Annotated in this window: 12 protein-coding genes; 3 read left to right on the top strand and 9 right to left on the bottom strand. The window is 43.7% G+C overall.

Annotation, left to right across the window (positions count from 1 at the left end):
• Window positions 1–188: 188 nt before the first annotated feature.
• Window positions 189–1,004, bottom strand: a complete 816-nt coding sequence (locus MF4640_RS16885) for an NAD-dependent epimerase/dehydratase family protein (RefSeq protein ID WP_078390318.1) — start codon at window positions 1,002–1,004, stop codon at window positions 189–191.
• 33 nt (window positions 1,005–1,037) lie between these two features.
• Here MF4640_RS16885 and recG point away from each other — a divergent pair, with 33 nt between their 5' ends.
• Both recG and MF4640_RS16895 read left to right on the top strand, forming a co-directional pair.
• Window positions 1,038–3,083, top strand: a complete 2,046-nt coding sequence (recG, locus tag MF4640_RS16890; RefSeq protein WP_078390319.1) for an ATP-dependent DNA helicase RecG — start codon at window positions 1,038–1,040, stop codon at window positions 3,081–3,083.
• Entirely contained in the window at window positions 3,070–3,717 is a 648-nt protein-coding gene (locus MF4640_RS16895) for a ComF family protein (RefSeq protein WP_010327610.1), read from the top strand. Before recG ends, MF4640_RS16895 begins: the two co-directional genes overlap by 14 nt.
• Here MF4640_RS16895 and MF4640_RS16900 read toward each other — a convergent pair whose 3' ends face one another.
• Complete coding sequence (locus tag MF4640_RS16900) at window positions 3,718–4,122, bottom strand: NUDIX hydrolase (protein ID WP_010327611.1); 405 nt, start codon at window positions 4,120–4,122, stop codon at window positions 3,718–3,720.
• Window positions 4,119–4,718 (bottom strand): TIGR00730 family Rossman fold protein, encoded by a 600-nt coding sequence (locus MF4640_RS16905; RefSeq protein WP_004977937.1) that lies wholly within the window; start codon window positions 4,716–4,718, stop codon window positions 4,119–4,121. Before MF4640_RS16905 ends, MF4640_RS16900 begins: the two co-directional genes overlap by 4 nt.
• Before the next feature lie 152 nt (window positions 4,719–4,870).
• On the opposite strand from MF4640_RS16905, the gene MF4640_RS16910 reads away from it, so the two are divergent.
• Entirely contained in the window at window positions 4,871–5,884 is a 1,014-nt protein-coding gene (locus MF4640_RS16910; protein WP_004691361.1) for a CorA family divalent cation transporter, read from the top strand.
• Between the two features lie 82 nt (window positions 5,885–5,966).
• On the opposite strand, the gene MF4640_RS16915 is transcribed toward MF4640_RS16910, so the two are convergent.
• The 6 genes from MF4640_RS16915 to MF4640_RS16940 all read right to left on the bottom strand — a co-directional run bounded on the left by MF4640_RS16915 (window position 5,967) and on the right by MF4640_RS16940 (window position 11,515).
• Window positions 5,967–6,254: a lipid asymmetry maintenance protein MlaB gene (locus MF4640_RS16915; RefSeq protein WP_004691363.1), complete on the bottom strand. Its 288-nt coding sequence runs from the start codon at window positions 6,252–6,254 to the stop codon at window positions 5,967–5,969.
• 11 nt (window positions 6,255–6,265) lie between these two features.
• Window positions 6,266–6,901: a phospholipid-binding protein MlaC gene (locus tag MF4640_RS16920; RefSeq protein WP_078390320.1), complete on the bottom strand. Its 636-nt coding sequence runs from the start codon at window positions 6,899–6,901 to the stop codon at window positions 6,266–6,268.
• Between the two features lie 20 nt (window positions 6,902–6,921).
• Window positions 6,922–7,596, bottom strand: coding sequence for an outer membrane lipid asymmetry maintenance protein MlaD (locus tag MF4640_RS16925; RefSeq protein ID WP_004691366.1), 675 nt, complete (start codon window positions 7,594–7,596; stop codon window positions 6,922–6,924).
• Complete coding sequence (mlaE, locus tag MF4640_RS16930; protein WP_004691368.1) at window positions 7,596–8,375, bottom strand: lipid asymmetry maintenance ABC transporter permease subunit MlaE; 780 nt, start codon at window positions 8,373–8,375, stop codon at window positions 7,596–7,598. The genes MF4640_RS16925 and mlaE overlap by 1 nt, the downstream gene beginning before the upstream one ends.
• The gene (locus MF4640_RS16935; RefSeq protein ID WP_078390321.1) at window positions 8,372–9,190 is read right to left on the bottom strand and encodes an ABC transporter ATP-binding protein; all 819 of its coding nucleotides are present in this window, start codon (window positions 9,188–9,190) and stop codon (window positions 8,372–8,374) included. Before MF4640_RS16935 ends, mlaE begins: the two co-directional genes overlap by 4 nt.
• 402 nt (window positions 9,191–9,592) lie before the next feature.
• Entirely contained in the window at window positions 9,593–11,515 is a 1,923-nt protein-coding gene (locus MF4640_RS16940; protein WP_078390322.1) for a DEAD/DEAH box helicase, read from the bottom strand.
• Window positions 11,516–12,354 lie beyond the last annotated feature (839 nt).

Genomic DNA, 12,354 nt, shown 5'->3' on the forward strand with positions numbered 1-12,354 from the left:
TATCAATACTTTTAAAATCAAAATAATACACCTTATACGAAATTCTTAAAATTTTCCTATAAGCATCAATATCTTAATAAAAGCCGTTCTAGGGTTAAGCGCACTGGAACGGATTTGTCATGATTCTTCACGTTCCACAGCCATTTTCCAAACGATGCTTCACATTTTTTATGAGTAAAAATAAAAAATTATTTTGACTCACACTCTTCTAACAACGCCAAATAATCATCAAAACAATGTGGATGCTGTAATTCAAAATTCATCTGCTGCATACGCGTAGCATGAATTTGTTTGCCTGATGACACAGCACTTTCCAAAATCAAAACTGGCAGTCCTAACTGCTGTTGAAACCATTGGATGATTTCATGTAAAGGCAGTGGCTGGCTATCGCTACAAATATAAGACTTTTCAGTATGTTCCACGTGAAGCAAGTACACTAAAAAAGCAGCCAAATCATCAACATGAATTCGGTTTGACCAATGCAGTTTTGGATAAGATTTTGTGGTTCCCGCAAGTTTAATCATACGAGTAACTGAGGTTCCATAAATTCCTGTTGGACGCACAATCACACATTCAGATGGATAAGCCTGTTGCCACAAAGTTTCCATGTTCAATAGCACTTGCCCTTGCGCATCGCTCGGTTGGGGATAAGTATCATCATCAACCCGCTCCCCTGCACTTTCACCATAGACACGTGTGGAAGAAACCACGATCACTTTCTTTAAAGAATGACTTTCTAAGGCATGTAGCATGGGTGCAATCGAGTCTACAAAAGTTCGCTGATACGCCTCCATCGTACTGCTCTCAGGCGAGAGTAAGACATATACCGCATCAATCGGTGCGACTTGAGACAAATCCAGCTGATGAATATCTTGAATCAAATGCTCAGCCCAATCATCTGATTTCGGACTTCGGCTAATTGTGGTAATTTGGTGGCCTTGCTGAAATAACTGTTTAGCAACACGCTGAGATGTTTTACCATAACCTATAAATAAAATATGCATTTAGCACCAAATCACAGACAAAGTTGAGGGGACATGGCTGCAGTCCATCAGTTGCAGGGGGTCGGAGCTGCCTCTGCTGCACTACTTGAAAAGTTGAATCTCTTCACTACAGATGATCTATTGTTTCATCTGCCACGAGACTATGAAGATCGTAGCACGATCATCCCCATGAACCAATTGACTGTTGGGCGTAGCTACCTACTCGAAGGAACGATTCAAGGCGTGGACTTTCCGCCGGGTAAACGTAAATCGATGGCGATTGGACTGCAAGACGACTTTGGCAAAGTGACTTTGCGCTTTTATCATATTTATAAAGGCTTAACGGATCGTGCAAAGATCGGTAATCGTCTGCGTATTTTTGGTGAAGTCCGTGTGGGTGCACGTGGCTTGGAAATGTATCATCCCGAAATTCAGCTCATTACAGAACATACGCCGCTTCCACAAACCCAACTGACTGCGATTTACCCCAGCACAGAAGGTCTGACTCAGCCTAAATTTCGTGAATACATCAAACAGGCTTTAGCCAAGCACAGTGATGATTTACCTGAACTGCTACCTGCAAAATTTACCAATGGCTATGCACTTAAACAGGCGTTGGATTACATCCATCATCCTCCTGTAGATGCCAATATGCTGCAATTGAGCCAAGGCTCACATCCTGCCCAGCAACGTTTGATTTTTGAAGAATTGGTTGCGCATCAGGTCAGTTTATTAAGCCGTCGTGCCTATATCCAACAGATTGAAGCACCACGTATTTCTGCCAGTCGTCAGTTTGCCAAACAACTGCTCAGCAGTCTGCCTTTTGAAATGACCAATGCACAAAAGCGCGTCTCCAAAGAAATTGTACAAGACTTAAAACTCAATAAACCGATGTTACGTTTGGTTCAAGGCGATGTCGGTGCAGGCAAAACCTTGGTCGCAGGCGTCGCAGCCTGCCATGTCTTAGAAGAAGGTTGGCAAGTAGCATTAATGGCACCGACTGAAATTTTGGCGGAACAACATTATCTCAACTTTAAAAAATGGTTTGAGCCTTTGGGACTTAGTGTGTCTTGGCTTTCAGGTAAACAAAAAGGTAAAGCCCGTGCCGCAGCCGAACAAGCCATTGTCGATGGCACAGCGCATCTAGTGGTAGGTACACACGCCCTGTTTCAAGACAATGTCCACTTTGCCAAACTTGGATTAGTAATTATTGATGAGCAGCACCGCTTCGGGGTCGATCAGCGCTTAGCCCTACGCAATAAAGGCGCGCAGAATATGACCCCACATCAATTGGTGATGACCGCAACCCCTATTCCACGGACTTTAGCTATGTCTGCCTATGGAGACTTGGACACGTCCGTGATTGATGAACTTCCACCCGGACGAACGCCGATTCAAACTGTAACCATTCCACTTGACCGCCGAGAGGAAGTCCTACAGCGTATTGCTAGTAACTGCCTAGAAGGCAAACAAGCTTACTGGGTCTGCACCTTGGTTGAAGAGTCTGAAACCTTAGATGCTCAAGCTGCTGAAGCGACCTATTTAGAAATTAAAGAACGTTTCCCCGAACTCAACATTGGCCTTGTACATGGCAAAATGAAAGCCGACGAAAAACAAGCAGTGATGCAACAGTTTAAAGCGAATGAATTACAACTCTTGATTGCGACCACAGTGATTGAAGTGGGAGTCGATGTACCGAATGCCTCGATCATGGTGATTGAAAATGCAGAACGTTTAGGACTCTCTCAATTACACCAATTACGTGGCCGTGTTGGTCGAGGCGCCAAGGCTAGCTTTTGCGCCTTGCTATATAAAAGCCCACTGTCTCAAAATGGACAAGAACGCCTACGCGTCATGCGGGAAACCAATGATGGCTTTTTAATTGCCGAAAAAGATTTGGAAATCCGCGGTCCCGGTGAATTGCTCGGTACCAAACAAACGGGTGATATGGGCTTTCGTGTGGCGAAACTAGAACGCGATGATCATTTGCTCAATCAAGCCCATTTTGTCGCAGCTCAGATTTTAAAAGACTATCCACAAAATGCTGAAGCCTTACTGAAACGCTGGCTGCCTGAAGCACCACGCTATGCCTATGTTTAGTCATCTGCTACATACTGCCAAACAGTTGCTACACAGAGCACAGCCCTGTCAGTTGTGTGGCATTGTACGCGCAGATCTACATTCGGTCTGTTTGGATTGCTGGCAACAACTCCCACTGCATCCACAGACCATTGAAAAACAAGAGCTGAGTATTCATGTGGCGGGACATTATCAATATCCTTTAGATCATCTTATTCAGCAGTTCAAATACGAACAACAACTGCATTGGCAGCCTCTACTGTCAGGCATTCTTCAGCAAATTCGCTTACCGAAAGTGCAAGCAATTGTTCCTATGCCGATTTCGACTCAGCGTTTAGCGGAACGTGGCTACAACCAATCAATGATCCTCGCCAAAGACTTAGCCAAGCAGTTCAATGTTCCCATTTGGCAGCCTGTGATACGACTGCATCAACATTCGCAAAAAGGACTCAGTCGACTAGAACGCTTAGATAAAATTCATCAACAGTTTAAAATCGATTCACAGCAACGCCAGTACGTAAAACTCTACCGACGTGTTTTGATTTTGGATGATGTCGTGACCACAGGCAGCTCGATTCAGGCACTGACTTTACAGCTTGAACAATTGGGTTGTCATAAAGTCAGCGCAGCGTGTATTGCCTATGCACTTGAATAATTAGACTACGTCAATCATCAAATGTTCACGTACCCATGGCATGACCACCTCAGTGGTCAGCGGTGCAAGTGCAGTCTGCTGGTCATTCAAACTGACCCATTTCATTTCTGCAATTTCAGCCGCAATTTGTGGCGCTTGCTGAAGCTGAACATGGTAAACATAGCTGACCAATTTAAAATCAGGTTCATTGGCGGTGGCTGTTTCAAAACGACCAACAAACTGTTCAATCGTCGCATCACTTCCAATTTCCTCCCGAATCTCACGCAGCATGGTTTGCTCAGGTGCTTCATTGGGCTCAAGTTTACCGCCCACTTGCATAAAACACGCTGTGTTCTGCTTACGCACCAATAAAAGCTGCTGCTGTTCATTCACAATAATGGCAGCAGCGACCGTAATCACCTTCATGCTTTGACATCCAACAACTCAGGATCAACCATGCCCCACTTCGGTTCAGGTGCTTGGAATTGATCCATCTGCTTTAAAATGGCTTTCACCGAATCCGATACAATCAGGCTGTCGGTAAAACGCGCATGGGTAAAGCCTTTGTCGGTGGTCATCTTCAGAAATTTAAGTAAATCATCATAAAAGCCATTTACATTTAAAAAGGCATTCGGCTTAAGATGAATACCGAGCTGCGCCCACGTCCATTGTTCAAAGATTTCTTCTAAAGTCCCTGCACCGCCTGGCATTGCAATAAATCCATCCGACAAGGCTGACATTTTCAGTTTCCGCTCTTGCATGTCTTTGACAACATGTAACTCGGTGAGGCCTTGATGCGCCAACTCACGATCCACCAGCACGTGTGGAATCACGCCAATCACTTGACCACCTGCCTCTAAAGCACTGTCTGCCACAATACCCATTAAGCCCGAGCGGCCACCACCATAGACTAAGGTTTTGCCTTGTTCTGCAATGGTGTGTCCAACCTGACGTGCTGTTTCGGAAAAGATTTGATCTGAACCTAATGCGGAACCACAAAAGATCGCAATTGAATTTGTCATTTTTTACTCTGATATTTAATTGTCATGCAACTTCACTAAAATGAATGGATATTTTTTAGCAATTTAACCATTCGATCAGTGTTTTTATTGCAATCCTTGTCTAAAATACACCCATCCACTTCAACCATTACTGCGCAAAGGAGAAAGACGGCATGCTTGAAGCCTTTTACGCCACAGAGCGCGGTAGCTTAGAAGACATCACCATTAATGGCGATTTCGATCTTCAGCCCGATTTGGTCTGGCTTGACCTCATTGCTCCCTCCCAAGAAGAACAACAGTGGATTTTAGATGCATATGAACAAAATTTACCTACGCTAAAATCACTCGAAGACATTTCATCTTCAGCTCGATTCTACCGTGATGACGACGGTATTTTGCATATCAGTACGTATTTTTTAACGAAAAATAAAAACTATCAAGTCGATGGTGAGCCTGAAGAAAGCAGCGGTGCCCTTGCCACGGTACAAACTGTGGCTTTCATTTTGCATAAAGAACGCCTGTTTACCCTTCGTGGGGAAAAATTGGTGGCGTTCCGTGCCTTTCGTGCGCGTGCGCGCCGCAATGACTACGAAATCGACTATAAAGATCCAACGTGGATCTTACTCGGTTTACTCGAGGCTAAGCTGGACGAGCTTGCGGATATCTTAGAAGATATCCACAAGGACTTGGAAAAGTATTCCACAGAAGTGCTGAATAACCGTCACCGCGAGATGATTCTCGACTTAGATGACATGATTACCCGTCTGGCCCACTTGGAAGATATGCTTGGAAAAGCACAGCTGTGTTTGATTGACTTACGTCGTGTACTGACCTTTCTATCACGCCCGCGTGCTTTAGGCAGTCATATTTATGATGCAGACATTCGAGAGCTCAGTGAAGACGTTCGCTCACTGGTTGAGCATGATGCCTTCTTGTTCCAAAAAGTGCGATTCTTACTGGACACCACCTCAGGCTTCATTAACACCGAGCAGAATGACACGATTCGTCGCTTCTCTATCTTACCCAGTATGCTCGCTCCACCAATGCTGATTGCCAGTATTTACGGCATGAACACCGATGTGTTGCCTTTTGCCAAAGGCGGCACCAGTTTTATTGTGGTGAGCCTGATCTTAATGGCCTTCCTGATTGGTCCGCTCATTTACTTCCGCTGGAAAAAATGGATTTGAGTACACGTTAAAACATTGTTTTTCCTCATAGATTTAAGAAATACAACATATAAAAAAAAGCACCCTAAGGTGCTTTTTTTATTTAAGGGATTAACTTGAGGTCATCCTGTAAATGACAGGCTTGAATCACCTTCATCATTTTTTCAGGTACAGCTTTAAAATGTAAACTATGTGCATCGGGTGTTTGACGTAACCAACGCACTAATACTGCTAATGCTAATGTACTACCATGCTCAAGCTGGGCCAGATTTACCACCACAGGATAAGACTGTGACTGAATCACCTTCAAACCTTGTTGATAGTAACTTTCAGCATTGTCATATGTAATCTGACCTGAAAGCTGCATTTCCTGATTGCTAAAGTTAATCACCTTTCACCTACTTATTTTTTCTTTTCAACCGCTGCTTCTGCATCAGGTTGGAAGTTTGCAATCGCTTTATCTAGATCGCCGCCATTACGTTTAACCGTTGCCGCGAACTGATTACGGAACTGTAAACCAAGGTCGATACCCGACACATTGATATTACGGATTTTCCATTGGTTGCCTTTATCCGCCAACTGGAAAGACACTGGGATTTTTTCGCCTTTGTTATTAAAGTCGATCGTCACCACAGGGTTTTTGCTATTGGTTTCTTTATACGGACGGATGGTATACGTCTGATTGCTGAACTTCGCAAATGCAGTACCGTAGTTTTCAATCAGTGTTTCACGGAAATTATTTTCAAACTTCGCGCGTTGTACAGCTGTACTGTATTGATTGGTTGCATAAGTCCCCATCACAATACGAGAAAACGCTTGTGAATCCACATACGGGTCTAAGTTTTGACGAACAATCGTTTTCACCGCAGCGGGGTTGTTTTGTAGCTTGGCATGGTCCGCTTTTAAACGCGCAATCAAGCCATCTGCCACTTTTTTAACAAAAGCAGGTGGTGCTTCACTTGGTGCTGCAAAAGCAGTACCTGCAAACATTGTAGTTAAAATGCTAGCTGTCAGTGTTTGTTTCAATAAAGTATTCACTACAATTGGTCCTCTTCAAATCATTCAACAAATGACACGTTGGCATCTGCTGTTTCAGCGGTTTCAGGTTGCTCAGTTGTTGCTGAAGCATCTTTCGATTTACCTGCACCGCCCGTAATAAATTTAGTAATTAAGTCTTCTAGGTCCATTGTGCCTTGGGTATTGCCAATGCTTTCACCACGTTTCACGTAGTTCAAACCGCCCCCTGGAACAATTTTCAAGTACTTCTCACCTAGCAGACCATTGGTTGCCACCATAATATAAGCATCTTCATCAATGCTGGTGATGGACTTCATGTTCGCAATAAGTTGCTTTTCCATTTCTTTTTGTTGCGCAGCATCCGCAGCGGTATAGTCGCTACTGTAACGAAGCTCTTCAAGTGCATTCTTTTCAACTTCTTTGAGTTGTGCTGCATTAAAGGTCGTTAATTTACCATCTAAAGAAAAAGAAACCGTCGCTAAACGTGTCACAGGGTCTAAGCTAATTTGATCAACTTGACCAATTTTCACCCCACTCATCGTCACTTTCGCACGTGGTTTTAAACCATTTACATTATCGAAGGTTGCACTCATTTCATAGCGATCACTGAGATTTGATCCCACCAAACCACTCACTCGCATCGCAATAAAGAACAAAGCGATACCGAATAAAATGACAAATATGCCGACTGCCAGCTCACTTGCACGTGATTTCATTAAACACCTCCAAACATGACCGCAGTCAACACAAAATCAAAACCTAAAACACAGAGCGATGAATACACCACAGTGCGTGTGGTTGATGTCGCAATACCTTCAGATGTCGGTTCACAGGCATAGCCTTGATACACCGCAATCCATGTACAAATTAAAGCAAAAACAAAACTTTTAATGATGGTGCCATTCAGGACATCTTTATAGAACTCTACGCTACTTTGAATGCCACTCCAGTAAGAGCCTTCATCTGCACCCAAGAAGTCCACACCCACCATTTTACCGCCCATAATCCCCACCGCAGCGAAGATGACAGACAGCATCGGCAAACTAAAAATACCCGCCCAAAGTCGCGGCGAAATCACACGTTTAAGTGGATCAACCCCGATCATTTCCATACTGGACAGCTGCTCTGTGGCTTTCATTAAGCCAATCTCAGCCGTCAATGCAGAACCCGCACGACCTGCAAACAACAATGCTGCAACCACAGGTGCTAACTCACGGAGTAAGGTCAAAGCAACCGCTGTACCCAGCATCGCTTCACTACCAAAGGTCACCAAGATGCTATACATCTGTAAGCCCAGTACCGCACCAATAAATAGCCCTGACACCACAATAATGAGCAGCGATAACACACCAACACGGTACATTTGGTAAACAAATAACCGAACACCTAAAGCAGTGGGCATCGAAAATAAAATTTGTAATAACATCAAGCTCGCAACACCAATGCCGCGAACCCGTTCAATCACGCGTCGACCTAAGAGTGCTATCGCATTCATGCTTGCACCTCAGTATTTAGATATGCCTTATGGCTAAATTGATAATCGACAGGCCCTTCAACTGCACCTGTTAAAAACTGTTTAACAAACGGAGAGGCATTCGCCTGTAACTGTTCAGGCGTGCCTTCACCTTGCACCTTACCTTCAGCAACAACATAGATATAGTCTGCGATCGATAAGGTTTCAGCCACGTCATGCGAGACAATAATTGTTGTTAAATCAAGAGCTTCTCGCAATGATCGAATCAGACGTGTGAGTACACCCTTCACAATTGGATCTTGTCCTGCAAATGGCTCATCGTACATAATCAGCTCAGGATCTAGTGCAATTGCACGTGCCAAAGCCACACGACGGTTCATCCCGCCTGAGAGCTCAGAAGGCATCATCTGTTCTGCACCACGTAAGCCGACAGATTCTAGTTTTAAAGATATAATTTCTGACAGTAAATGCTCAGGCAGCTTGGTATGTGCTCTTATCGGAAAGGCCACATTTTCATATACCGACATATCAGTAAACAATGCGCCACTTTGAAAAAGCATGCCCATACGCGCACGCGCAGCGAATAACTCTTTGCGTGACATTTTCGCAATATTTTGCCCATCAAAAAGCACTTCACCTTTGTCGGGAGTCAATTGACCGCCAATTAAACGCAGTAAAGTGGTTTTACCCGTACCCGATGGTCCCATAATGCCCGTAATTTGACCCTGTCGAATTTTTAAATTGACCTGATCATAAATGACACGTTCCCCTCGCTTAAAGCTCAGGTCTTTAACCTCAATGAGGGCTTGAGCAGTCAGAGGCGCTTGATTATTCATAGCTGTGCGTTTTCCTGCATTTTTTCAGCATGCATACTATAAAGGATTAAAAAACGATATGTTAGCGTATTCCGTGTCTAATTTTGTGCACGAATTGATTTCAGTTGGTTGTATTTATATTTATTTGAACTGCGAAAACAAGCTAAATAAGATGAACCACTTCATCCATAACGACTATAGACAAAGAAAAGAATGTTGCAAATCAGCAAAAAGAGTCCGAGATAATGTGCCATATTGACCTCTTTCACGTCAGAGAGTGTGGCGATTGATTCAACCTCATTATTGTGCATCATTATTATCAATACAATTAAAATATGACTCAGTATACATTTTAATTTATTTTTTTACATCCGCAGACAAAAAAAAACCAGTGTTTCCACTGGTTTTTTTATTCATTCAGACTTAGTCGTTAAACTTACGACGTGGGCGGTCAAAACCACCTTCAGTACGTGGACGATCTGAATTAAATTCACGCTTCGGACGGTCTTCGCCACCAAAAGTACGCTTAGGACGGTCTTCACCACCGAAAGTACGTTTTGGACGGTCATCACCAAAAGAACGTTGTGGACGGTCGCCAAAACCACCTTCACGACGTGGCGCTGGACGATCACCAAAATCACGTTTTGGACGGTCACCAAAAGAACCTTCACGACGTGGTTTGTAATCTACACGGTTACCGCGGTTGTCATCATTCGAGTCAAAACGTGGCTTATCGTTGAAACCGCCTTCGCGACGTGGACGATCAGAGTTGAATTCACGCTTTGGACGATCATCAAAAGAACGTTGCGGACGATCACCGAAACCGCCTTCACGACGTGGCGCTGGACGATCACCAAAATCACGTTTTGGACGGTCATCAAAAGAACGTTGTGGACGATCACCGAAACCACCTTCACGACGTGGACGATCATTATTAAACTCACGACGTGGACGATCTTCACCACCAAATGATGGACGATCACCACGAGGTTTGTCATCGTAGCTACGACGTGGACGGTCATCACCACCTTCACGACGTTTAAAGTTAGACTCACCTTCGAAGCGAGCACGACCGCCGCCATCGCGACCACCGAAACCACCGCGACCACGACCGCCGCCATCACGACCACGACCATCACGACCACGACCGCCGCCATCACGACTACCGCGTGCAGGAGGTGGAGATGGCTCAAGACCTTCAATTTCAGATACATTCAAACGTGCATCTAAGAAATCTTCTAAAGCACGGATTTTACCGCGTTCACGGTAAGTTGCTAAAGTGATTGCTTTACCAGTACGACCCGCACGACCTGTACGACCAATACGGTGTACATAGTCTTCGTTCTTCATTGGAAGACCGAAGTTGATTACGTGTGAAATGGTTGGTACGTCAAGACCACGTGCAGCAACGTCAGTTGCAACTAAGATTTTTGCACGACCTTCACGGATGCTACGTAAACGACGGTTACGAACAGTTTGTGGCATAGCACCATGAAGTGCTACAACTGATAAACCTGCTTCAGCCAATTCTTCAGCCAACATATCGGTGTCTTCTTGAGTAGAAGCGAATACAACAGCTTGATCTACGTCTTCAGCACTTAACCAATGCGTTAGTAATTTTTTCTTGTGCTCAAAGCCATCAGTCCAGTGTAAAGTCTGAGTGATGTCAGTATTCGTAGAGTGACCAGTTTCGATTGCAATACGTTGTGGATCATTCATCATGCGTTCAGCAAGTGTAATGATACGACCAGCAAATGTTGCAGAGAACATTAAAGTCTGTTTACGGTTTGCAGCAAGATCGCTAATTGCTTCTAAGTCTTCAGAGAAACCTAGATCAAGCATACGGTCTGCTTCGTCAACAATAAGCGCATCAACTTGGTCTAATTTAATTTGACGACGGTTTACAAGGTCAAGTAAACGACCTGGAGTCGCAACAACAACCTGTGCACCTTTTAACTGTTGAATTTGTTTACCAAAAGGCATACCACCCATGATTGCTGCAATACGTGCACCTTTCATGTGACGGACAAAACCAATCGCGTCTTGGCTTACTTGCTGCGCTAACTCACGAGTTGGGCAAAGAACCAAAATATTTGGTTGAGTAATTGCTTTCATACGTTCTTTGAACGGAACGAAAGTCTCTTGGGCTGCAAGTGCGTTTAACGTTGGAAGTAAGAACGCTGCAGTTTTACCTGAACCTGTTTGGCTAGATACTAAAAGGTCTTTACCTTCTAAAGCTGCAGGAATCGATTGTTCCTGTACAGGCGTAGGAGCAGTAAAACCTAAGCTTTGTAAAGCTTGTTGTAACGATTCATGTAAAGGAAAATCAGCAAAAGTTTTGCTCATAGAGTATTTCACCCGAAAAATGGGTGCTCCATTAAATATATGGTCTGATGGACATCGGCAAAAAGCGGCACAGCAATAATCGCTGAAAATATAGAATCAGCGGCGATCCGAGAACGACGATGCGTATAACGCACATTTGATTACAGCCGCAACCTGAAGGAATCGCTTAAGCGATTGGGTGGGGCGCGAAATAATGTCCTCTCTTTGGACCGGACGCGCATACACAATGATAGAAGAGAATGTTCAGGTAATGAACGAAATTTAGTGCGTGGGCGGAGTATAGCAGGATATTTTTAAAAGTCACCTTTTTTCGTGAAATTGATACAATATTTTCCTCAAAGATTGAATAAATGCAGGTTTTCACTTTAATTTTTTTGACCATCTAGAAAAATATTGAATAGCATTCTACGTTCTATCCCTCAACTATCAGCCATAAAACGCAATTAATTGTACTAGCTCTCTAATGTTGCCGTGATTTGACTGGTATCTGTGACCTGTAATGAACATTACACACAGCAAGCTTAAATAGGTGTCTATACGCTGGCTAATTTTAACCCACTTTATTTCTGAGATAGAGCTATCTTCATTAAGAGGTGATCAGAATCTGGCATAGCCTATGTTTTACAATCTATAGAGGTCAAAGCCATAAAGTAAATCACCACAAAGGTCTTTACTTTTTTCATCCTTATCAAAGAAAAAGCCCTCTTATGAGTAATGCCAGTCAGTTAAGAAATTGACTGGCATTTTCTTGGGTACTTTTGAGGCTTTATTTTGACGACTCTAGGGCATTGCCTTGATCTTCTTTCAGGCAAAACAAACATTTTAGACTGTTCCAGCAA

Origin of the sequence: Acinetobacter sp. MF4640 (genome assembly GCF_002018895.1) — a bacterium.
In the GTDB taxonomy this organism is placed as follows: domain Bacteria; phylum Pseudomonadota; class Gammaproteobacteria; order Pseudomonadales; family Moraxellaceae; genus Acinetobacter; species Acinetobacter johnsonii.